The sequence below is a fragment of the Nannocystis sp. RBIL2 genome, from assembly GCF_026626745.1.
In the GTDB taxonomy this organism is placed as follows: domain Bacteria; phylum Myxococcota_A; class Polyangia; order Nannocystales; family Nannocystaceae; genus Nannocystis.
The window spans coordinates 1,110,023-1,131,892 of the sequence record NZ_JAPNJW010000001.1 but is presented as its reverse complement, the minus strand read 5'-3'; the positions used below and the strand labels follow the sequence as shown (position 1 = coordinate 1,131,892).

Genomic DNA, 21,870 nt, shown 5'->3' with positions numbered 1-21,870 from the left:
CAGGCGGCCGGGGCGTGATAGGTTGCCGGTCGCATGTCTCGCGGCGCGTCGCCCGTCCTGTTCGTGTTGTCGCTGTTGTTCGGCCTCGCCTGCGCCGGGCGCAGCGGTCCGGCCCGTTGCCCCGGGGATGGCTGGTGCGGGCCGGCGGAGGTCGCCGAGCGCATGGCCGAGGTCGCCGCGGGCGCGACGTTGACGTGCCCGATCCACGTCGAGTCGGCCTACGCCAAGGACCCGCAAGGCAGCACCGAGGGCGAAGCAGCGGCGGACGCCGGGGCGCTGCCGCCGGGGGTGCCGGAGGGGGCCCACGGCACGCTCGACGAGAAGCGCACCCGCCAGCTGCGGCAGGACGGCGACGCGACCTCGTGCTGCTACACGTGGGTCGCCCCTTGCCCCGGCTGATTCGCCTGGTACTTCGGACATGTCGCAAGAGACATTTCCTTCGGGGCAGCAGGGATTCATCCTCCACCGCGACGAGGACCTGCTGATCGTCGCCAAGCCGGCCGGGCTGGTGGTCCACCGCGGCTGGGCCGACGACGAGGTGGTGCTCCTCGACCTCGCGCGCGAGGCCGTGGGGGCCTACGTGTATCCGGTCCACCGCCTCGATCGCGGGGCCAGCGGCGCGCTGGCGTTCGCCCTCCATTCGGAGGGGGCGCGGGCGCTGCAGGAGGTCTGGACCTCGGGACAGGTCGAGAAGCGCTACCTGGCGCTGGTGCGCGGCAACCCGCCCGCGGCGGTGACGATCGATCACCCGATCCCCCGCGCCGAGGACGGGCCGCGCGTGCCCTCGGTGACGGAGGTGACGACTCTGGCCCGCGCGGGCCGCTACGCGCTGGTGGAGGCGCGGCCGCTGACGGGCCGGCTGCACCAGATCCGCCGCCACCTCAAGCACATCAGCTGCCCCTTGATCGGCGACGTGCGCTACGGCAAGGGCGAGCACAACCGGCTGTTCCGCGAGCGCCACGATCTGCACCGGCTGGCGCTTCACGCGTGGTCGCTGGCGCTGCCGCACCCGCGCACCGGCGCGCCGATCCGCGTGGTCGCCCCGCTGCCGCCCGATCTGGCGGGCGCGCTCGCGGGCCTGGGCATCACGCTCGAGCTGGACGCCGACGCGGGCCCGCGAGCGCGAGTGGCGAGTGACGAGGCCGACATCCAGCGCGCTCCCGACCGCGAGGGTTGATCCACCGCGCATGGCGGGGGGCTTCCCCGGGGGGAGGCGCTGGCGGCGACCGGGGCCCATGCCATGAAGTCGTCGTGGCGAAGTCGATTCGAGTCTTCTACGGCAGGGAGCACGGCCTCATCGGGCGCAAGCGCCTGGACTTCAAGTGGGGCATCTACCCGCCGATCACGCCGCTGTCGATCGTCCACGTGTCGGCCGCGGAGGCGACCGAACACGGGGCGGGCTTCGTGGTCGGCCCCAACGGCGACGCGCTGCAGGAGTTCATCTTCTCGCTCGGCGACGCGGACGTGTGGGTGTCGAACGTGTCGCCGCACTCGGGCGGGGTGGCGTTCATCCTCCACGTGGCCGCGGCGGGGCCCGTCGACGTGGTGGTGACGATCACGGTCGAGGACGGCATACCCCAACAATTCCGGGCGACCTGAGGCCTGCGGGCATGGCTCGCGGCTCGGCCTGCGGGTGCGTACACTCGCCCGACCATGACCACGACCATGCGAGCCTACGTGATGACGCGCTACGGCGGCCCCGCGGCGGCCGAGCTGCGCGAGGTGCCGGTGCCGGAGCCGAAGGCGGGCGAGCTGAAGATCCGCGTCCACGCGGCGGGCCTCAACCCGGTCGACTTCAAGATCCGCGAGGGCCAGCTGCGGGTCATCCGGCGCTATCCGCTGCCGATCGTGATGGGCAACGAACTGGCCGGGGTGGTCGAAACGTGCGGGCCGGAGGTGAAGCAGTTCGCGCCCGGCGATCGCGTGTTCGCGCGGGTCGACAAGGACGCGCTGGGGGCGTTCGCCGAGTACGCGTGCGTGCCCGAGTCGCTGGTGGCGAAGATGCCGGAGCGGCTCGACTTCACGGCCGCGGCCGCGGTGCCGCTCGCGGGCCTGACGGCCCTGCAGGCGCTGCGCGACGAGCTGCACGCGGGGCCCGGGCAGCGGCTGTTCATCCCCGGCGGGGCCGGCGGGGTCGGGACGTTCGCGCTGCAGCTGGCCAAGCGCTTCGGCGCGACCGTGGCGACTACCGCCTCTCCGCGCGGCGAGGCGCTGGTCCGCCGCCTCGGCGCCGACGTGATCGTCGATTACACCAAGGAGGCGTTCGAGACGGTGCTGAAGGACTACGACGGGGCCTTCGACCTGGTCGGCGGCGACACTCTGACGCGCTCGTTCGCGGTGGTGAGGCCCGGCGGGCTGGTGGTGTCGGTCGCCGGAGCGCCGGAGCCGGCGACCGCGCACAAGGACCTCGGCCGCCCCGGGCTGGCGCCGCTGTTCTGGCTGGCGAGCCTCGGGACGCGCCTGCGCGGGCTCGTCCGCAAGGTCCGCTACCGCTTCCTGTTCATGCACCCGAGCGGCTCGGACCTGGCCGACCTGGCGCGCCGCGTCGACGACGGCACGCTCGAGGTGGTGATCGACCGCATCGTCCCGTTCGCGCAGATCGGCGAGGCGTTCGCGCACCTCGAGTCCGGCCACGCGAAGGGCAAGGTCGTGGTCCGCATGGTCGATTGACGAGGGTGCTCTTTCGAGCATGCTCGATGGGGCATGTTCAGTAAGACATGACTGAAGGGGCATGGCCGCGGGGCCATGTCCGGTCAGAGGTCGGCGCGCTCGAGCAGGACGGCGCGGGCGTCGACGTTCAGCACCTGGGTGCCGCCGGGGAGCTCGACGAGCGGGTCGTGCCAGTGGGAGTGGCCGCAGACGACGAGGGTGTCGCGGCCGGCGACCGCGTCGCGCACGTCGGGGTTGCCGAACCGGCGCGGGCCGCCGTCGGGGCCCTCGTGGAGGACGAGCAGGTGCGGGCGCGCGGGCAGGAGGCGGCGGACGGCGGCCACGAACTCGTCAGGCGGGCGGCGGTTGGGCTTGCCGGGGCGCCCGCAGATCCCGCCGAGGCCGGCGATCCGCAGATCGTCGAGCTCGACCTGGCGGCCGTCGAGGAGGTGGACGCCGGGCTCGCGGGCGAAGCGGGCCTGCTCGGTCGGCTTGCCGAACAGGTCGTGGTTGCCGGCGACGCCGCTGACCCAGCGGAAGCGCGCGGCGAAGGCCCGCCAGACGTCGCGGACGTCGCCGGTGGCGCCCAGGCGATCGGCGGCGGGGGCGGCGTAGAGGTCGCCCGCGAGGACGACGCCGGTGAAGGCGGGGTCGGGCACGGAGTCGAGCTCGGCCAGGGTGGCGTACTCCTCGGCCAGCGCCTCGCCGAGCAGCCGCAGGGCGCCGCCGGCCTCGCTCAGGGCGGCCCGCCCCTGCAGGTCGGAGGTGACGAGCAGGGCGTCGAGCTGCGCCGGCAACTCGTCCACGCGCGCGCGCAGCAGCGGGAGCTCGCGCGTCTGGCTGCCGCCCCGCGGGGCGGCGTCGAGATACGCGAGCACGTGCAGCGGCTCGCTGTCGATCTGCACGATCCGCACCCGGGCAGAGTAGCCGCGTTGGCCTCGCGCCACCAGGGAGGACGGTGAGGTCGCTGGAGCGCTGGCGCGCGCGGTTGCGGTCATCTTGAAGTGACTATTGAGACATGTCGGATGCGACATGTTCTTCGTCGCATGTCGATTCGGTCATGCCGAGGCTGTGCGTCGAGTTCGCTCAGGCTCCGAGGCCGTCACGCTGCGCGGGGCGGAGGCGCAGATTGCGGATCATCCGCTCGATTGCTGAATTCGCCGGGAGGCTCGAGCCGCGGACGACCTGAGGGCGTGTCGCACTGCGCGTGAATGTCTGCTCCGGATCTCGGCGCCTCGGCATCTCCAGAGCGCAAGACACGCGGCCACGGCCTGCCGCGCGTCATGCGCGAAAGGCCCGCTGGGGCCGCCCAAACGTCGCGTTTCTGAAAACGAGACTGTGCAGTATCGGAACTTGACGGTTTCGGAACTCTGAAGTATCACCCCGGAACGCGGCGCCTGCATGACCCCGAAGGACGACGAGACCGGCGAGCCTGCCCAGCCCGGGCGCAAGCGAGACCCTTCGCGCGACGCTTCGATCCTCGAGGCCACGCTCGAGGTCCTCGCCGAGGTCGGCGCCGCCGGGTTGACGATGGATTTGGTGGCCACGAGAGCCGGAGCCGGGAAGGCGACCATCTATCGCCGCTGGACCTCGAAGACGCAGCTCGTCATCGACGCCGTCGCGCACATGAAGCGCAATCAGGTCGACCTCGAGCATTTGCCCGACACGGGCACGCTCCGCGGGGACCTGCTCGGCTTGTTCAAGCCGCAGTCGATCGAAGAGGGCGAGCGCAGGCTCAGGATCATGACCGGGCTCGCTTCGCTCCTCTCGCAAGAGCAGGCGCTCGCCGAGGCGGCCAACGCCGCCGTCGTGCAGCCGTGGGCGGAAGCCCACCTCGCGCTGATGCGGCGAGCGGTCGAGCGCGGCGAGATATCGGCGTCTGCCGACATCGGCACGCTCTCCCTGGTCATCCCGTCGATGGCAGCCTACCGCACGCTGGTCCAGCGCAAGCCGTTCGACCTGCCGTTCCTCGTGTCGATGGTCGACGGAGTCATCGTGCCGGCGCTTCGGCATCCGCCTTCCGACGGGCCACGAGACTCGACAGCGACCTGATCGCAGCGCATCCGCGGCTGAAGATCCCGTTCGTCACGACGAACCGGGAGGACGCGGCCGTGCCCTGAAGACCACCCCACAACCCAGGAGAACGTCATGACCGTCAGCGTTACCAACCATCTCAACTTTCGTGGCGATGCTCGCGCAGCGCTGGAGTTCTATCATTCGGTGTTCGGCGGCGAGATCGCCGTCGTCACGTACCAGGACGCGCAGAGCGTCCAGGATCCCGCAGAGGCGGGCCAGGTGATGTGGGGCCAGGTCGCGGCCAAGAACGGATTCAGGGTGATGGCATACGACGTACCCTCCCGCATGCCGTGGAACCCGGGGACGAACCCGTTCTTCGTCTCGGTCCGCGGCGACTCGGCCGCGGAGATCGCCGCGCTCTGGGAGAAGCTCGCCGAAGGCGCGACCGTGGCGCAGCCGCTGGCGCCGTCGGGGTGGGCGCCGCTCTATGGCATGCTCAAGGATCGCTTCGGCGTCACCTGGGTGATGGACGTCGCCACCGAGTACAAGCCGTCCTGAGCCGCCGGGCCGAGCGTCGGCGCCTCGTCGTCGTCGCTCTCGGAGGCCACGAGTCGGCACGACAGCGACGGAGCGAGGGAGCTCGTGTCACTCCGCGAGCCGGGCGGCGCGCGTTCGCAGCCAGGCGTGCAGCGCCTCCGGCTCGCGTGGGACCTGGGCGACGGCGAAGCGGTGGATCTCGCCCTCCTCGCGCGTCACCAGCGCTCCGTCGGCTGTGATGTGGGCGAGGCGCGCGAAGCCTCGCGTCCGCCACAGCGGGGTCGCGGTCAGGCTGTCGAGGTCCCACGCCTGCATGTAGTCGCCGACCGCGCCGAACAGCAGGTCGCCGTCGGGCGCGAATTGCATCGACCAGATGTTGGCGCCGGCGTCGACCTTGCGCACCGCGCCGCTGGCGACGTCGAGGATGAACAGCCGCTCCTCCTCGCTGACGGCGATCCGGGCGCCGTCGTCGGCGATGTGCATCCGATGATAACCCTGGGCGCGCAGGTTCACGCCGAGGTCGAGCGGGTGCGCGGCGCCGGTGGTGAGGTCGTGGCGGACGAGCGCGCCGGTGTCGAAGCGGAGCGTGAGCAGCCAGCGGCCGTTGCCCGACAGCTCCATCACGACAGTCTGCTCCGCATCCCCGGGCGCGGCCAAGGTGGTGAGCGCGCCGGCGCGGAACACCTGCACGCCGAGGTCGCTGGACATCGAGGCCAGGTGGTTGCTGCCGCGCGCGTACATCAGGCCGCGGGCCCCCTTCGCGCCGGCGTCGAAGCGGCCCGGAGCGGCGTCGGGGTCGCTCCACACGTGCACCGTGCCCCCGACGGTGAGCGCGGCGAAGCCCCGGCCGTCGGGCGCGAGGAGGACCTGGCGGATCGGCTCGGCGAGGTCGGCGATGGCCCGCGGCTCGGTCGAACCGGCGGGGTAAAGGTGGAGGGCGGCGCCGTGCGGCACGAGGACGCGGCCGTCCTCGTCGATCGCCATCCACGCGGTCTTCTCCCCGGCGGCGAGGCACGGCGCGAGCGGCTGCTCCGCGCCGGTGCGGCTGTCGATCCGCACCAGCGCGCCGCTCGGCTTGTGGTGGCGGACGAGGAAGGTGCCGTCCGGCGAGTTGTGATGGGCGACGTCGGCCAGGCCGCGGTGCAGGTCGACGATCGCGTGGGCGGGGTCGCGTCGCTCCCACACGTCGATCGCAGGGCCTCGCGCGGCGAGGTAGCGCCCGGCGTGATCGAGCTGGCCGCCGTCGCGGGCGGACCCGGCGGAGAAGCGGCGCACGACGGCCCCGGTGGCCAGATCGCCGAGCTCGAGCGAGCGGCGCGGCTGCTGCTCCCGCTGGGTCTCGAGCGCGTAATGGCGTGAGTCGGCGAGCGGCCGATCGAACTGCTCGAGCGGGTGCTGCCATTGGCACTCGGCGGCCAGCGGCGGCGCGACGCACAGGGCCCGGCCATCCTCGGTGGCGCGCGTGAGGCCGACGAGGCCGCCGAGCTTGGTCACGCCGAGCACGTCGCTGCGCCACTCCTGGGCGGTCGCGCGAGCCAGGTCCCAGGCGATCAGGCGCGCCGCGCCGTCGCGCTCGCTCCTGCCGAGCAGGAGCTGGCCGTCGCCCACGACGCCGACGAGTTCGCCCAGGGCCCCGAGGACCGGAGCGCTGCGGGTCTCGCCGGTGCTGCGATCCCAGATCGTGAGGGTGTCGGCGCCGACGCGGCCGCGCGCGAGGAAGCGGGCGTCGGGCGAGACGAGGCCGCGGACTTCGCCGTCGCCGCCGTGGGGCTCGGGCAAGGCGCCTTCGACCGGCTGTCCGGTGCGCAGATCGAGGACGACGAGCGGCTGCCCGCGCGTGGGGATGAGCCACCGCTCGTCGGCGGTGATCACGAGGTGGCCGAGCAGCGACCAGGACTCCGGCAGGGCGGCGCGCCAGGTCTGCCACGCGCCGTCCTGCACGGACCCGCCGACGAGCGAGTCACCGAGCGCGGCGGCCCAGGCCTGTCCGCTCGGAGCGACGGCCATGGTGTTGGCGCGCTGGCCGAGGCGGGCGATCCGCTCGCCCGGGCGATCGTCGGCGGTCCAGCGCCACAGGTCGCCGGCCGCGTCCTGGGCGAAGACGACGTCGCTGTTCGCGGCCGCGGCGACGCTCAGGAGCTCGGCCTCGGGGCCGACGAGCGCGGCGTCCGGGAGGCCGCGGGCCAGCGCGGCGAGGGCCAGGGTGCGCACTTCGACGGCGTCGGCGGGCGCGATCGCGTCGAGCTGCGCGAGGGTATGGATGACGCCCGCGGGGTCGCGCTCGAGCTGGCCGCGCGCCTGCGCGAGGGTGCTGGCGATGGTCTGGCGGTCGGCCTCGGCGCGGGCGCTCACCACTTGTCGATCGAGCTCCGCGCGCTGCTCGGCGTCGACGCTGCGGAGGTGCGCGCCGGTCCACCACGCGCCGCCGGTGAGGACGCCGGCGAGGCCCATGGTGACGGCGGTCCAGCGCTGGCGCCGGCGTCGGCGGGCCGCGGGGTCGCCGGACAGCGCGGCCAGCAGCTCGGTCATCGACGGCCAGCGCCGCTCGGGATCGGCTCGCAGGCCGCGGAGCAGCGCGGCGCGGACCCACGCCGGCACGTCGGTCGATCGCGGCGGCGGGGTCACACGCTCTGAGCGGACCGAGTCGGCGAGCTCGCCGAGAGTCTCGCCGGCGAACGGTCGGCTGCCGTAGAGCGCCTCGTGGAGGGCGACGCAGAAGCTGAACTGATCGCTGCGCGCGTCGCCCTTGTGGCCCTCGAGCTGCTCCGGGGCCATGTACGCCGGCGTGCCCAGCAGCGCGCCGGTGCTGGTGAGGGTGCGCGGGAAGTCGTCGGGATCGGCGGGGGCGACGGGCTCGCGGGCCTCGGCGGCGCCGTCGACCTGGGCCAGGCCGAAGTCGAGGACGCGGACGCGGCCGTCGGCCCCGAACATGGCGTTGTGCGGCTTGAAGTCGCGGTGGACGATGCCGTGCGCGTGCGCGGCGGCCAGGCCCTCGCCGGCCTGGCGGAACACCGCGAGGACCTCGGGCCACGGGCGCGGCTCGGCGTCGAGCCAGGCGCGCAGGGTCGGTCCGGCGAGGTGCTCCATGGCCACGAAGATCTCGCGGCCGTCGAGCTCGCCGACCTCGTAGACGTGGACGACGTGGGGATGCGACAGCCGGGCCAGCGCCCGCGCCTCCCGGAGGGTCCGCGCGACGGCTTCGGCGCTGCCGAGCCGGGTCGGCCGCAACAACTTGAGCGCGAGCTTGCGTTCGAGGCGGCTGTCGTAGGCGGCGTAGACGATGCCCATGCCGCCGGCGCCGAGGCGCTCCAGCAGGCGGTAGCGGCCGAGGTGCAGCGGCTCGGGGTCGGTGCCGAACAAGGCGGCGGCGACGGTGCGCTTGGCGCGGACGTGGTCGGGCGTGACCATCACGTCGGGGCGCAGGTCGGGCGCGAGCAGGGTGTCCTGTGACGGCGAGCTCGCGCCAGCGGACAGGCTGGGGTGCGTCGCGTCGCCTTCTTCGATCTTCATCACGAGCTGAGCGAGGTGGTGGAGCATGTCGGCGTGGTTCGAGCCGCGCCGATCCGGATCACGGAAATTTTCACGGGCGTTCGCGCGCGCGGGCGCGGACCGCGGCGGCCCAGCTCTCGAGCCCGCGGAAGGTGCTGAGCGCGAGCTCGCGGGTGGCCGCGAGCCGCTCGATCGCCTCGCGCAGTTGCTCGCGTCCGCGGCGCAGCCGTGACTTCACCGTGCCTTGCGGGATCTCGAGCGCCGCCGCGATCTCGACCACCGAGCACTGCTCCCAGTAGTGCAGCTCGAGCACGACCTGCAGCTCGAGCGCGATCGACCGCAGCGCGGCGAGCAGCAGCCGCTGCTCCTCGCGCTCGACGAGGACGCCGGCGACCGAGGGATCGAGGCCCGCGACCGATTGGCTGGCGAGGTCGACCGGCTCGCTGGCGCGGCGCTTGTAGTGGAGGCACAGCTGGCGGTAGGCGATCGCGAACAGGTAGCTGCGGAAGCTGCCGTCGCCGCGGAACCGCGGCATGCCCTCGACGCAGGCGAGGAAGGTCTTCTGGATCAGCTCGGTCCCGGCGTCGCCGACCTTGTTGACGAAGAAGCGGGCGACGGCCTCGTAGTAGCGCTCGAACAGCCGCTGCCCCGCCGCGCGCTCGCCCTGCCGCCACGCGGCCAGCAGCGTCTCGTCGTCGTCGCTCTCGGGGGCCACGAGTCGGCACTATAGCGCGGGCACGGGGCCGACTCCATCCGCTGTCGGCGCGAGTGGACAGCGACGGGCGAATCACATGTCCTGAAGGACAGGGTCGTCCGGAGCCGACCGGGCTCACGCGCCGGGTTCGTCGGGCAGGCGGGACAGGGTGGCGAGGGTCTCGTCGGCCCAGGCGAGGACGGCGCGGGCGAGGTGTTCGCCGAACGAGAGCGTCACGCCGATGTAGGGATCGACGCCGCCCTCGGCCGCCGTGGTCGCGCGGATCTTCGCGTACGCCGCGAGGCGCTCCGTCGCTTCTTCGCGGGCCGACGCCACCAGCTTGCGGCAGGCCGCGGCGCCGAGGACCCGGCCGAAGAACAGGCGCAGGAGCAGCCCGTTGCGCGGCGGGGCGGTCTGGATCGGGGCCGAGAGCAGCGCGTGCAGCCGCGCCCGCCCGGACGCCGTCAGCGTGAACAGCGAGCTCCCGGAGCGGGCCCCGGGCTGGCGGGCGATGAAGCCCTGCTCCTCGAGGCTCGTGAGGGCGGGGTAGATCTGTCCGAAGCTCTCGCTCCAGAAGTGGCCCAGGACGTCGCGGATCGCCTCGCGCAGCGCGTAGCCCGACATCGGCTCGACGCTCAGCGCCCCGAGCACCGCCATGTGGGTCTGCTCCTGCCGGCTCACCGAGGCACTTCTAGACCAGTCACGGAGCGGCGTCGACGGGCAGCTCGAGGGTCGACCCCGTCGGGCCGCGCAGCACCGTGAGGGTCGCGCCGTCCGGGGTGATCGGCGCGAACGTGCCTTCGTCCGCGCCGGCGAGCGACAGGCGGATCCGGTGCCCCGCCGCGATGCGCGCAGAGGTCGGCAGCAGCGGGACGACGAGGTCCACGAGCTCTCCCGGCGCGTAGTCGCGGGCGTCGGCGCGACGGTAGGAGCGACCGCTGACGCGCTCGCGGCCGGGCCCCGCGTCGCCCGTGGCGCGGTGCAGCAGGCGCAGCTGCCCCTCGGTCACGTACCGCGTCACGCCCCCGTCGTCGACGTCCTCGAGGTAGACGAACACGGCGGCGTCGGCGACCGAGGCGCGGAGCTGCAGACGGACGACGGGCGTCCCCGTCACGCGGGTGTCGGCGTCGAGCGGCGCGGTCGTCCACGACAACAAGCCCGCAGCGGCGGCCCGGTCGGGGTAGCGGACCGGGGTGCCCTGAAGGGCCGCCAGCCAGCGGTTGTCGCGGCCGGTGGTCGCCGCGGCGTCGACGACGAGCGTGTCCTCGCCGGGCTCGGCTTCGCCGTCGTGCAGCGCGCCGCCGGCATCGAGGGCGAGGAGCCGGGGGGTGACCGAGGCCGGCGGCCAGGTGGTCGTCGTGCGCCAGGTGCCCTCGCCCAGAGTGACGTAGCGGAGCTCGCGCGCCGGCGCCGGCGCGCCTGCCAGCTGCTCGGCGAGGAACTGCAGCGCCTGCACGTACTGGGTCTCGATCGCCGGATCGGCCGCCGGCAGCGGGTCGCGCAGCGGGTCGGAGTCGAAGATGCCGCCGTGGGAGTAGGCGCCGATCTCGACGCGCATCGGGCCGTCCTCGCTGGCCCACGCGTCGAGGGCCCCGGCCGCGGTGCCTCCGTCCATCCAGCTCGCGGTGAGCAGGGTGGGGACGGCCGCGCGCGCGGTCTCCCCGCGGTACGGAGCGATGTCGTCGAAGCTCTCGCCGCCCGCCGCCAGCAGGTCGTCCTTGAAGGTGACTCCGGCGAGTGCGGCGGCGAGGTCGAGGTTGTCCGCGTGCTCGGCCAGGGCCGCGTCGAGGTCGTCGGGATCCACCGGTCGCGGCCCCGCGATCTCCGCCTGTCTCTCGGCACAGGTGCGGCCCTCGAACAGCGCGAGGGCGCAGGCGTCGTTGCGGTCGAGCGCCGCGGTGAAGGCGCTCCAGCCCGCCATGAAGCCGATGTTCGCGATCCCGCCCGGGAAGGCGAGCTGCGCGAACGGATCGTGGTCGTAGAACCGGGTGACGACCGCCTTCACGGCCGGGTGCCCGCTCGCCGCCAGCAAGGCGGTCGTGTTGCCCTCGTAGCTGACCCCGAGGCCGACGACCTGTCCGTTCGACCAGGGCTGATCGACGATCCAGTCGAGCACCGCCGCCCCGTCGGCGCGCTCGTCCGCGTTCCACGGACCGGTGGAGGCGCCGAAGGAGGCCCCGGTGCCGCGCGCGTCGACGGCGACGACCGCGAGCCCCTGCGAGACGTAGAGGTCCGCGAGCTGCTCCTCTCGATCCGCCGCGGCGCCGTCGCCGAGGTACTCGGTGGCTCGCCAGTAGCGAGTGAGGCGCAGCAGGGTCGGCACCGGTGCGTCGACGTGCGCGGGCAGCCAGACGTCCGCCGCCAGGCGCGTGCCGTCGGCGGCGGTCATGTAGACGGAGTGCCGGCCCGGCCCCAGCGGTGAAGGGGGGGAGCCGTCCCCGCAGGCGGCGAGGCAGGCGAGGGCCAGGAGGGTCGACGAGACGAAGGCGTGCTTGGGCATCGGTTCCTTCACGTTTCAGTGTGTATCTTCCAGATAGATTGCCGCTTAGATATCTGCAAGATATATCGTCGAGGCGCAAAACCGCGCTCGCATGGGCGCGCATTCGCGCCGACGACGACGTGATCGACGGCTCGCGCGGCCGGTTCAGCGCGAATGACGAACACATGTCCCAAGGGACATGTGCGTGCAATCGCGGCGAATCAGCGCAGCGGCAGGCGGACGGTGAAGCAGGAGCCGCGGCCTGGCGCGCTGTAGACGGCGATCGTGCCGCCGAGGAGGGTGCACAGGCCGCGGCACAGGGTCAGGCCGAGGCCGGTGCCGCCGGCGCGGCGGGCCAGGCGGACGTCGACCTGGCGGTAGGGCTCGAACAGCTGCGCGCATTGCTCCTCGGTCATGCCGACGCCGGTGTCGGCGACCGAGAGCTGGAACCACGACGCCCCGCTCGGATCGGTCTGCCGCGCCGCCGCGATCGTGATCGTCCCGGCGTGGGTGAACTTGGAGGCGTTGCTGATCAGGTTGAACAGGATCTGGCGCACCAGGGTCGGGTCGGTCTCGACGTCGGCGAGGTCGCCGGCGAGGTCGAGGCAGGCGACGTTGTTGCGCCGGTCCATCAGCGGCTTCAGCAGATCGGCGGTGTCGCGGATCAGCGCTCCGAGGTCGAAGCGCTCGTTGAGCACCGGCATGCGGCCGGCCTCGACCTTCGACAGATCGAGGATGTTGTTGATGAGGCCGAGCAGGTGCTCGCCGGCCTGGCGGATCCGGACGATGTCGCCGCGCACGTCGTCCGCGCCCTCTTCCTCGAGGATCTCGTCGACCAGGTCGGCGTAGCCGAGGATCGCGTTGAGCGGGGTCCGCAGCTCGTGGCTCATGCTGGCCAGGAAGGCGCTCTTGGCCTGGCTGGCGCCCTCGGCGGCGTCGCGGGCGTGGGCCACCGCCTCGTCGGCGCGCAGGCGGGCGAGCACCCGGCCGATCTCGGCGCCGATGGTCGCCATCGCCAGCATCAACGCGGTCGCGGTGCCCTCGCCGGCGGTGCCGAAGAACTCGACGACGGCGATCACCTGGCCGCCGACGACCACCGGCAGGGCCGCGCCGCCGCGCAGGCCGAGCGCCGCGGCGCGCTCGATCCACGGCGCGTCGAGGCGGGCCCGCAGATCGGGCGCCCACACCGGCTTGCCGTGGCGCAGGGCGTCGAGGCCGAGTGAGGTCGGCTCGCCGTCGACGAGCAGGCCGATGAAGTCGACTGCGAGGCGGTCGGCGACGTGCCAGCGGCTGCTCCCGCCGATCGCGGGGGTCAGGCGCGCGAGCGACCACCCCGAGGCCGAGCAGACCTTGTGCATGCAGATCCGGTAGACGTCGGTCTCGGTGTGGGCCTCGTTGGCCGCGATGGTGATGCTCGAGATCATCGCCAGCAGCGCGTTCTTCTGCAGGACCTCGCGCGTGCTGACCTTGTGGACCCGCTCGAGGTTGGCTATCCGCTGCTCGGAGCGGTCGACGTCGACCCGCAGCTCGGTCAGCTCGCGCTCGACCTGGCGGGCCCGGTTGGCGGTCCGTCGCAGGTTGCGGGTGCTGTCCCGCAGGCGCGCCAGCAGGACCCGGCCGGGGCCGGTATGTACTTTGGGACATGTCCCGCAGCGCTCGACGTGCTCGAGCAGCTCGTCGTCGCCGAGGACGGGCAGGTCGGCCCGTTCGAACACGCAGTCGCAGTCGATCATGGCCTCTCAACCCTCGATGACGACCGCGGTGAAGGTGGCGTCGTGCTGCTCGGTCTGCCCGGCCACCGGCGCCAGCTCGCCGTAGGTGTAGAAGCCGACGCGGACGAGGTCGGGCGGCAGGCGCGAGTAGGCGGCGGCGACCTCTTCCTTGTAGCGGGCGCCGAGGACCATCTTGCGCGAGAAGCAGTCGAACACCAGCGCGATCCGGCCGCCCGGCAAGGCGCGGCCGAGCTCGGCCGCGGCCTCGGAGGCGCTGCGGATCAGGTCGTCCTTGGTGGCGCGGAGCATGCGGATCTCGGCGCCCTCGGGGATCTCGCGGGTGCATCGCAAGCCGCCGCGGACCTCGTCGACGCCGCACACCGCCCGCACCACTTGCACCGCCGCGTCGTCGCCGACCCCTGGCCGGTCCGGCAGGCCGACGATGCCGAGCGGGAACTCGATGCCGGCGGTCTTGAGGTCGCGATCCTGGGCCCCGAGGTACTCGCGATAGAGGTTGAGCGCGGGCTGGCCGTCGAGCTCGAGCACGAGGCGGTCGCGCTCGACGCGGGTGCAGCGGCGCGTGGCACCGATCGCCTCCCAGCCGCCGCGCGCGACGGTGGCGTGGCGCATCGGACCCGAGAGCGCGAGGCCGACGACGGCGCCCGCGAACACGTCGCGGCCGCAAAACTCGCGCGTGTGCGCGAAGCGAGCGTCGTCGGCCGCGAGGCCGCCGATGATCGGGAAGTCGGGGCCGAGCACCGATTGTGCGCCCCGCAACACCGCGGCGCTGTCGAGGCGCACGCCGTCGGCGAGCAGCAAGAGCAGCGCGGCCTCCCGCTCGCGCGCCTGCTCGCCGAGCGCCCGCCCGACGGCGAGGCTGTCGCCGCTCGCACGCGTGGCGTAGAGGGCGTGCGCGTCGAGGTCGCGCGTGCGTACGCCGAGCGCGGTCACGGAGCCGCTGACGGCGCCCTCGTGGCCGATCTCGGCGAAGCTGGTACAGCCGACGAGCTGCACGCGCGGGGTGAGGCGACGGTGCAGGCCGGCGAGCAGGCGGTGCGGGTCGTAGGTGGGGGCGGCGAATAGGAGCACGATGTCGGGCGAGGCCCCGAGCGCGTCATTCAATTCGGCCGCGAGGTCGCGGCCGGCCTGATACGGATCGTCGTGCGTGATCGATGCGGTCGTCGCGGAGAGCATAAGAGCGGGACCGTCGGCGATGTTAACGCAGGCCGGCCGGGGCGCACGCACAACGGCCGCCGGACGGCTCAAATGGCCCACACGCGAAGGATCGTCAATCGCCCGCGCGGCGGTCCGCGGGGTGCACCGCGGGATCGAGTGTCACGACCCACAGACCACGCACCCGTGCGAGGTCGACCACGCCGTCTTCGCTGGACGCACCGGCGCCGAGGTGCAGCTCACTGCCCCCGCCCTCGCGGTCGAGCTCGACGCCGATCAGAACGCCGTGACCAGCCTCGGCGATATGGACCGAGAGCGCCTGAAACGGGCAGCGCCCGCGCCCGCGGTCGGACGGCACGAGGCGCGCGAAGCTGTGACCCCACGGCGCGAGCAGCTGGCCGTAGACGCGCGCGAACCCGGGAATGAGGACGCTCTGGAACAGGAAGTAGGCGCGCAGGTTCTCGGTGCTATAGACCTGGACCCGCGCCACACCGAGCGCGGCGTAGCGCTGGCGCAGGCGATGCGCGAGCTCGGCGTCGACGAATTCGGCGACGATTCGCAGGTGCGGCACGGCCGGCTCGCTGCGCGTCAGCAGGGCGTCGAGCGTCATGAGGGTCTGAGCCCCGCGGGCGTCGCTGTCCTGCCCGGCGCTCGAGAGGATGTAGACGAGGTCGAATTGCGAGACGTGGCCGAAGCCGCCGGGTAGCTCGACGAATTGCAGCGGCGAGGTGGTGTCGCCGACGACGATCTGCACGCGGCCGATCGGCGGGCCGCCGTCGCGCGGCTCGTAATGGTGGGAGAAGTCCCCGTCCGGCCGCGGGGCCAGGGCGCCGTGGTAGCCGCGGAGCAGGTGCCTCTGGACCATGTCCCGATGGACATTGATGCGATCGAGCGCGGCCCGCCGCTCGGCCTCGGTCGGCACGAGCACGAGGATCTCGGCGGCCGGCTCGGCCAGGATCAGCGCCTCGCACAGGGCGATGGTCACCGGGCGGAAGCCGCAGACGAGCACTCGCCGCAGCGGCAGGTGCGGCTCGCGGCCGAACCCCGGGGCGCCGGCGGCGGCCTGCCGCGCGGCGACATCCTGGTCTTCAAACCAGGCGGTCACCTCGGGCTCGCGCCGCAGCGCCTCGGAGAACTCGCGCACGTGGGCGAAGCTGGGGGCCAGGGCGATGAAGCCGTTGCAGGTGGGGGCGATGGCCCCGGGCGGCCGGGCGTCGCCGCCGATCACGACCCCGAGGTCGGGCATGCCGAGCTCGTCGACCTCCTCGTACAGGAGGCCGATCGGGACCAGGCGCTGCCGCGGCGGCAACACCCGCGCGCGCCGCGTGAGCCGCTGCATCGCCGCCTGCGGCTCGGCGGGCAGCTGCGGCGGGGTCTCGCAGTTGTAGCTGAGCTCGGGCAGGTCGAAGAAGCAGGTGTAGATCTCGTGGCCGGTGCAGGTCAGGAGCTCGGCCAGCAGCGGACCGATGCCGGCGGTGCGGCCGACGCAGGCGAGGAACAGGGCGATCATGCGGTCGACGACGACGATGAAGGCCCGCAGCTCGCCGCCGCCGGAGGCCAGGGCGGCCCAGGCGGCCGGGACGTTGCGCTCGTCGAGGATCTCGGCGATGAGCAGCTTGCCGCGCCCGCGCTGGTGGGTGAGGTGACCGTCGGTGATCCGGCCTGTCCTTCGGGACCTGGTCTTTTGGACCTGTATGTTCGACCCGGTGACGGCCCCCTCCTCGGGGTCGGCGGGGCTCGGGTCGCGCAGGCCCTCGACGATCGCCAGCGAGGCGCGGATCGTCTCGGCGTCGGGCTCGGCGGCGGCGGTGTCGGCCAACAGCACGACCCGCTGGGCCAGGGCGATGTCGGCGCGGTGCATGAACGCCTCGTCGTTGGCGCTGCCATGGCGGTAGACGATCCGCGCCAGCTCGCTGCGGCGGAGGAAGTCGGGCCGCTCGGGGCTGGTGCCGACGACGACGTAGCGCGGGCCCATCAGCGCGCGCCGCAGGTTGTCGAGCAGCAGGGCGAACCACCAGCGCGACAGCGGCCGGACGTCCTGCGGCAGGAGCTTTTGATAGTACCGCATCAGCTCCTCGAGCAGCTGCCGCGTGGCGGCGGTGATGTTGACGATCACCGTGTGCCCGTGCAGCCCCGGCGGCCTCAGCTGGCTCAGCTCCATCATCTCGCGCACGACGTCGCTGCCGAGACCGATAAGGAAGCTGACGAGGAACAGGCCGGCGACGGTCAGCCACAGGCTGACGATGACGACGCCGGTGGCCGTCGGCGCGGTCATCATGTTGCCGGGGTCCTGGATCTGCCGGAACGCCCACCAGAGCTTGGTGAAGAAGTCGTGGTCGTCGCGGTCGACCCGGCCGTCCTCGTCGTAGTCGACGCCGCGGTCGTCGACCTCGCTCTGCTGCAGGAACAGCGCGCCGGCGAACGACAACAGGCCGACGACCATCGCCATGACGACGACCTGCCGCGCCCGCTCGCGCCGCAGCATGACGGTCCGCAGGTCCCGCATCAGCGGGGCCCAGTAGCCGAGCAAGACGACGAATCGCAGCAGGCGGAGGCTCCGCATCCACGGCGAAGCCCGCGGGTCGATCGGCAAGAAGCTGACGAGGGCGACGAGGTCGAGGGCCAGCAGCGCGAGCGCCCCGAGCCGCGGCAAGCGCCAGCCTCGCTGCCGCGGGTCGTCGTCGGTCTCGCGCCGCAAGGCCAGCAGCAGCCGCAGCGAGAACTCGAGCGCGAACAGGCCCAGCAACAGCGGCTCGTACTGCTTGACCCACGGCTCGGGGATCAGGCTGAAGATGATCGCCGCGCTGAGCAGCAGCCTCACGCCGGCGCTGCTGAGGATCCGGCCGAGCCGCGTGAGCGCGGCGGAGGTCCTGTCCGGCACGCGGAGAAAGATAACCGAGGGACTGGCCGAAGGGGCGGTCCCGCGCGACACTGACGACATGTGCGGCCGCTACACGCTGACGACCCCCGACCTCGAGGCGCTCGCGCGCGTGGTGCAGGCGGAGATCTCGCCGCAGCTGCGCGACGAGTACCGCCCGCGCTACAACATCGCGCCGACGCAGCCGACGACGATCGTGTGCGAGGAGCCCGAGGAGGGTCGCCGCCTCGAGCTCGGCGTGTGGGGCCTCCACCTCGCCGGGGGCCGCCCGGGCGCGCAGATCAACGTGCGCGCAGAGTCGGCCGCGACGGCGCCGAGCTCGCGCGAGGTGTTCGCGCGCGGCCGCTGCGGGGTGCTGGCCGACGGGTTCTACGAGTGGTCGGGGCCGAAAGAGCACCGCCGGCCGCACTGGTTCCACACGTCGAACGGCCGCCTGATCGTGTTCGCCGGCATCTACACGGACGTGCGCGACGAGCAGACCGGCGAGGTGAAGCGCCACTTCGCGATCCTCACCACGGGGGCCAATCACACGGTCGGACGCCACCACGACCGCATGCCGGCGATCGTGCCGCGCGGACAGCTCGGCCGCTGGCTGGCCCCGCTGCCGCGCACGGCGAACATGGCCGAAAAGACAGCCCTGGCGCACCTGCTGGGCCCGGCGCCCGACGACATGCTGGTCGACACTCCCGTGTCGACCCGCGTCAATAGCCCGCGCTTCGACGACCCGACGTGCCTCGAGCCGGAGCCGACGCTGATCGAGGAGGTCAGCGAGGCGCCGCGCCGGCGCACGAAGTGAGGGCGCGTGATTCGTCAGCGCGCCGGCAGCGGCGGTGAGGGCGAAGCGGGCCGACGGGGCGATCGACTGCAGTGATGCGTCAGCGCGGCGCGACGCCGAACGGGCCGAGGTCGGCGCCGCCGGGGTACTGCGCAGCATCGATCCGCGGACCGCCGCTGCGCAGGCCGGGTTCACGCCGGCTGCGAGGCGCGGTGGAGGCCTCGGGGAGCGGCGCGACCCACAGGCCGAGGCCGGGGCCCTGGGCGTCGAGGTAGTAGACGCCGTGCTCGGGCTCGTGGACGAACCCGTAGACGACGTCCTCGGCGATGGTGGTGTAGACGCGGGTGTCGAGGTCGACGACGGCGAGGCGGACGTACGCGTCGCCGGTATTATCGAGCGAGGTGACGATCCGGCCGTCCTCGAGCTCGTGGAACGGCACGCCGAGCGTGGGCAGCAGCTCGGTCCAGGCGCCGGTGGTGCGATCGATGCGCCACCAGCTGCCGCGATTGTGGTTGTTCTGATCGTTGCGGAGGTAGTACCAATCGTCGCCGACGATCATCGGCAGGCGGATGAACGGGTAGGTCGACGACTGGCGGTACCACTCGAACAGCTCGCCGTCGCGCGGGTTCCACAGCGCGGCGACGGTCTCGTCGTCGGCGGAGGGCAGCAGCAGCCAGAAGCCGTGGGTCGAGCCCGCGAGCACGCGGGCATGCGCGGGCACCTCGATCGCCTCGCCGGTGGCGGCGTCGTGGACGGCCACCAGGGTGTCGGCAGGGCCGACGAGGCCGAGCCAGTCGTCGTCGACCCAGTGCCAGGTGCCGGTGAGGCGCTGCTCGAAGTCGAGGCGACCCCACGAGATCGCGGTGTGGGCATTGGGGGTCAGCTCGAGGTCGACGCCGGTGGCCAGGTCGCGCACGAAGGTGGCCTCGACCTCGTCGTCGCCGATCTGCTGCCACACGACGCGGCTTCCTCCGGGCGCGCGCTGGGCGCGACGCACCTGGTCGATGGCGGCGACCTCGTCGCCCTGCAGGTCGTAGACCCGCAGCTCGCCGGCGTCGGTGAGGGTGAGCGCCGGGCCGGCGCCGGCCGGCTCGCCCGCGAACGTGTCCGGGAACGCGACGTCGATGAACTCGCCGGGCAGGCGCTCGAGCACGTCGCCCGGGTCGCCGCCGAGGCGCCAGAGCGTCAACGGCCGCGCGCCCAGGCCGGCGGCGACGGGGACCCATTCGCCGTCGACTTCGGGCGTGCTGGTGAAGTACATCGCGTCGACGCCCGCGCTCCAGCCCGCGGGCTCGGCGTTGCCGAATCGACCGACCTCGACCGGCTCGTCGATGCCCTCGACCTCGAGGCGATCGAGCCGGACCACGGCACCGTCGGCGTAGCGAAAGCCGAAGGCGATGCGGCCCACAGCGTCGGTGCCGCTCAGCATGAAGCGATCGACGAGGTCATCGGTGGGATCGAGCAGGACGACCTCGTCGCCGCACAGATCGGCGGCGTACATCCGCCAGGTCGGAATGTCGGTACCCCAGCGGAAATACAGGGTGTCGCCGATCATCGCCAGGTCCTGCAAATGACCGTTGAGCGCGGGGGTCTGGTCGGCGGGCGCGGCCCAGAGGCGCGTGGGAGCGTCGGCCGGGCAAACGGCCGACTCGGGCGCGCCGGCCGTATCGTCGCCGCATGCGGCGGTGAAAAACAGCAGAGCGCAGGCGGACGACGAGACCCGAGCGACGAACGACACGGCGAAAGCGTGCGCGAGCGAATGGGAGCGGTCAAGGTCACTGCGTCGATGATCGACCGCACAGGCCCGGTACGCGGCGAAGCGGGAATAAAGGCCCGCTGCCGCAGGTGTGCGAGCGGCCTGAGGATGCCAGGGAGAATCGCAGGTCGGGGCGAGAGCGGTCTGCGGTGCGCGAGTCGAGAATCGCGGATCTGGGGGGCGCGGGCGATCGGCTGGCGATACCGAGGACAACGACGAGGCCGAGGAGCACCAGCTGCGGTCAGCTTCCACGCGCCCCGGGGCGCGGGTAAAAAATCGGAGTCTAGGTGAAGGTATGGAGCGCGGGCGCGCGCGAGAGGCGGCTTGCAGTTCGGGTACGGGGAATCATATGTCCCGGAGGACATGTCCGGGGCGGGGAGCCTCGGGCCGGGCCAGCGAGCTCGGCGGAGCTTTGCGGGCCGGCGCGCGGGCGCGGCCTGCAGCCGGGCGCGGGGAATCATATGTCCCGGAGGACATGTCCCATGTAGGTGCGCCGGGCCCGGCCAGCGAGCTCGGCAAAGCTCGGCGGGCCCTCGCGCGGGCGTGAGCGACGGCCTGCGGTCCGGGTCCGCGCGGGGAATCACATGTCCCGGAGGACATGTCCCGAGGTAGCGTGAGTCGGACCACAACTGCGAGATCGGCGGGCGCCTCGCCGCGTTGGCGGCCGGACATGCCGCGCACCAGCCTGCTCCTTCGCGCCTTCGCGCTCGCGCTGCCCTTCTGTGGGGCGGCCCTCACCCCGCCGGCCATCACCCTGAGCACCTGCGGCGAGCAGGTCGAGCGGATGCGCCGGAGCTTCGCCGACCTGGAGGGGCGGCTCGGCAGCCCGCACGTGCAGCGCGAGGACTGGCCGCTGCCGGTGTCGCCCGCGGGCTCGCCGATGTACGGGGCGAAGCCGGGCCCGATCCTCTACGGACCTACCTCCGACCACGAGTGGCCCGAGCTGGCGCGCGCTGTGGCGGCGCTCGCGGACGAGCGCCGGCTGTGGCGGGGCTGGGGTGAGGCGCACGCGCCGGAGCCGATCTATCTGGCGCTGCGCAACGACGTCCGGCTCGACAAGCACTGGCCGGCGCTGCAGCGATTGGCGGGGGAGTGGGAGCTGCGCCTGGTGGTCGCGTCGCCCGAGCCGGCGCTGCCGCGGCCGGTCGCGCCGGCGTGGGTGCGCGAGGCGATGGCGGGACGCACGTTGACGGCGCAGGCGGGCTTCGAGCGCTTCGAGGAATTGCGCGACGTGTGGGCGACGGCGGATACCTGCCCGGCGACGGTCCACGTGGACACTCAATTCGGATTCGGGCCGCGGCAGATGATGCGACTGTGGGCCGAGCGGGCCGAGGTGTGTCACTGCTTCTCGATCGACGAGGAGGCGCTGGTGGCCGTGGCCTGGCGGGCGTTCGCACCGCAAGGAGCGCCGCAGCGGTGGTTGCCGCTGAAGATCGCGGTGACCGAGGAGGTCCGCCACCGCGCCGAGCGCGAGTTCGGGCCCGACTCTGTGCATTCGCCGGACCCGACGGCCATGCTGCTGCCGGGCGCGGCCACCGTCGAACGCCTGATCGCCCTGATCACCGCCGACCGCACGCCGACGATTCACTTCGGCACGCCGAACCGCGGGCCGTTGTTCGACCCGCTGTTCGATTACACCGCCTGGGCGAGCGGCCAGTCGGGGCGGCGCGGGCGGTGAGGCGCGGACGGCCCGGGCGCGCGGCAGGCCGGGC

At 72.9% G+C, this 21,870-nt stretch carries 18 protein-coding genes; 9 read left to right on the top strand and 9 right to left on the bottom strand.

Annotated features, from left to right (window positions below; all coding sequences use genetic code 11):
- The first annotated feature begins 33 nt into the window (after positions 1–33).
- The 4 genes from OV090_RS04540 (at position 34) to OV090_RS04525 (ending at position 2,670) form a co-directional block, all read left to right on the top strand.
- Positions 34–399, top strand: coding sequence for a hypothetical protein (locus OV090_RS04540; protein ID WP_267702234.1), 366 nt, complete (start codon positions 34–36; stop codon positions 397–399).
- Between the two features lie 19 nt (positions 400–418).
- Positions 419–1,177: a pseudouridine synthase gene (locus tag OV090_RS04535; protein WP_267702233.1), complete on the top strand. Its 759-nt coding sequence runs from the start codon at positions 419–421 to the stop codon at positions 1,175–1,177.
- A 74-nt stretch (positions 1,178–1,251) separates the two neighbouring features.
- Positions 1,252–1,599, top strand: coding sequence for a hypothetical protein (locus OV090_RS04530; protein WP_267702232.1), 348 nt, complete (start codon positions 1,252–1,254; stop codon positions 1,597–1,599).
- Between the two features lie 66 nt (positions 1,600–1,665).
- Positions 1,666–2,670 (top strand): NADP-dependent oxidoreductase, encoded by a 1,005-nt coding sequence (locus tag OV090_RS04525; protein WP_346660382.1) that lies wholly within the window; start codon positions 1,666–1,668, stop codon positions 2,668–2,670.
- An 83-nt stretch (positions 2,671–2,753) separates the two neighbouring features.
- Here OV090_RS04525 and OV090_RS04520 read toward each other — a convergent pair whose 3' ends face one another.
- A complete protein-coding gene (locus tag OV090_RS04520; RefSeq protein ID WP_267702230.1) occupies positions 2,754–3,563 on the bottom strand; it encodes a metallophosphoesterase in 810 nt (269 codons plus the stop codon).
- Positions 3,564–3,681: 118 nt separating this feature from the next.
- On the opposite strand from OV090_RS04520, the gene OV090_RS04515 reads away from it, so the two are divergent.
- From OV090_RS04515 to OV090_RS04505, 3 genes are all read left to right on the top strand, one after another.
- On the top strand, positions 3,682–3,804 hold the full coding sequence (locus OV090_RS04515) for a hypothetical protein (protein WP_267702229.1): 123 nt from the start codon (positions 3,682–3,684) through the stop codon (positions 3,802–3,804).
- 246 nt (positions 3,805–4,050) lie between these two features.
- Positions 4,051–4,701: a TetR/AcrR family transcriptional regulator gene (locus OV090_RS04510; protein ID WP_267702228.1), complete on the top strand. Its 651-nt coding sequence runs from the start codon at positions 4,051–4,053 to the stop codon at positions 4,699–4,701.
- Positions 4,702–4,797: 96 nt separating this feature from the next.
- Positions 4,798–5,223 (top strand): VOC family protein, encoded by a 426-nt coding sequence (locus OV090_RS04505; RefSeq protein ID WP_267702227.1) that lies wholly within the window; start codon positions 4,798–4,800, stop codon positions 5,221–5,223.
- 87 nt (positions 5,224–5,310) lie between these two features.
- Here OV090_RS04505 and OV090_RS04500 read toward each other — a convergent pair whose 3' ends face one another.
- The 7 genes from OV090_RS04500 to OV090_RS04470 form a co-directional block, all read right to left on the bottom strand.
- Entirely contained in the window at positions 5,311–8,739 is a 3,429-nt protein-coding gene (locus tag OV090_RS04500) for a serine/threonine-protein kinase (protein ID WP_267702226.1), read from the bottom strand.
- A gap of 43 nt (positions 8,740–8,782) precedes the next feature.
- Positions 8,783–9,406, bottom strand: coding sequence for a sigma-70 family RNA polymerase sigma factor (locus OV090_RS04495; protein WP_267702225.1), 624 nt, complete (start codon positions 9,404–9,406; stop codon positions 8,783–8,785).
- A gap of 114 nt (positions 9,407–9,520) precedes the next feature.
- A complete protein-coding gene (locus tag OV090_RS04490) occupies positions 9,521–10,066 on the bottom strand; it encodes a PadR family transcriptional regulator (RefSeq protein WP_267702224.1) in 546 nt (181 codons plus the stop codon).
- A 19-nt stretch (positions 10,067–10,085) separates the two neighbouring features.
- A complete protein-coding gene (locus OV090_RS04485) occupies positions 10,086–11,897 on the bottom strand; it encodes a CocE/NonD family hydrolase (RefSeq protein ID WP_267702223.1) in 1,812 nt (603 codons plus the stop codon).
- Positions 11,898–12,085: 188 nt separating this feature from the next.
- Complete coding sequence (locus tag OV090_RS04480) at positions 12,086–13,597, bottom strand: ATP-binding protein (protein WP_267702222.1); 1,512 nt, start codon at positions 13,595–13,597, stop codon at positions 12,086–12,088.
- Positions 13,598–13,603: 6 nt separating this feature from the next.
- A complete protein-coding gene (locus OV090_RS04475) occupies positions 13,604–14,770 on the bottom strand; it encodes an FIST N-terminal domain-containing protein (RefSeq protein ID WP_267702221.1) in 1,167 nt (388 codons plus the stop codon).
- A gap of 94 nt (positions 14,771–14,864) precedes the next feature.
- The gene (locus OV090_RS04470) at positions 14,865–17,630 is read right to left on the bottom strand and encodes a hypothetical protein (protein ID WP_267702220.1); all 2,766 of its coding nucleotides are present in this window, start codon (positions 17,628–17,630) and stop codon (positions 14,865–14,867) included.
- Between the two features lie 58 nt (positions 17,631–17,688).
- Between OV090_RS04470 and OV090_RS04465 the strand changes: the two genes are divergently transcribed.
- On the top strand, positions 17,689–18,423 hold the full coding sequence (locus tag OV090_RS04465; protein WP_267702219.1) for an SOS response-associated peptidase: 735 nt from the start codon (positions 17,689–17,691) through the stop codon (positions 18,421–18,423).
- 79 nt (positions 18,424–18,502) lie between these two features.
- On the opposite strand, the gene OV090_RS04460 is transcribed toward OV090_RS04465, so the two are convergent.
- Positions 18,503–20,140 carry a hypothetical protein gene (locus OV090_RS04460; protein ID WP_267702218.1) on the bottom strand — a complete coding sequence of 546 codons (1,638 nt, stop codon included), beginning with the start codon at positions 20,138–20,140 and terminating at the stop codon, positions 18,503–18,505.
- Between the two features lie 688 nt (positions 20,141–20,828).
- Between OV090_RS04460 and OV090_RS04455 the strand changes: the two genes are divergently transcribed.
- On the top strand, positions 20,829–21,836 hold the full coding sequence (locus OV090_RS04455) for a hypothetical protein (protein ID WP_267702217.1): 1,008 nt from the start codon (positions 20,829–20,831) through the stop codon (positions 21,834–21,836).
- Positions 21,837–21,870 lie beyond the last annotated feature (34 nt).

Bases quoted from the DNA above. Each gene is read 5' to 3' on its own strand.
- OV090_RS04510 (WP_267702228.1), top strand. From the start codon at position 4,051: ATGACCCCGAAGGACGACGAGACCGGCGAGCCTGCCCAGCCCGGGCGC.
- OV090_RS04540 (WP_267702234.1), top strand. From the start codon at position 34: ATGTCTCGCGGCGCGTCGCCCGTCCTGTTCGTGTTGTCGCTGTTGTTC.
- OV090_RS04465 (WP_267702219.1), top strand. From the start codon at position 17,689: ATGTGCGGCCGCTACACGCTGACGACCCCCGACCTCGAGGCGCTCGCG.
- OV090_RS04475 (WP_267702221.1), bottom strand. From the start codon at position 14,770: ATGCTCTCCGCGACGACCGCATCGATCACGCACGACGATCCGTATCAG.
- OV090_RS04500 (WP_267702226.1), bottom strand. From the start codon at position 8,739: ATGCTCCACCACCTCGCTCAGCTCGTGATGAAGATCGAAGAAGGCGAC.
- OV090_RS04505 (WP_267702227.1), top strand. From the start codon at position 4,798: ATGACCGTCAGCGTTACCAACCATCTCAACTTTCGTGGCGATGCTCGC.
- OV090_RS04455 (WP_267702217.1), top strand. From the start codon at position 20,829: ATGCCGCGCACCAGCCTGCTCCTTCGCGCCTTCGCGCTCGCGCTGCCC.
- OV090_RS04515 (WP_267702229.1), top strand. From the start codon at position 3,682: ATGTTCTTCGTCGCATGTCGATTCGGTCATGCCGAGGCTGTGCGTCGA.
- OV090_RS04525 (WP_346660382.1), top strand. From the start codon at position 1,666: ATGCGAGCCTACGTGATGACGCGCTACGGCGGCCCCGCGGCGGCCGAG.
- OV090_RS04535 (WP_267702233.1), top strand. From the start codon at position 419: ATGTCGCAAGAGACATTTCCTTCGGGGCAGCAGGGATTCATCCTCCAC.
- OV090_RS04480 (WP_267702222.1), bottom strand. From the start codon at position 13,597: ATGATCGACTGCGACTGCGTGTTCGAACGGGCCGACCTGCCCGTCCTC.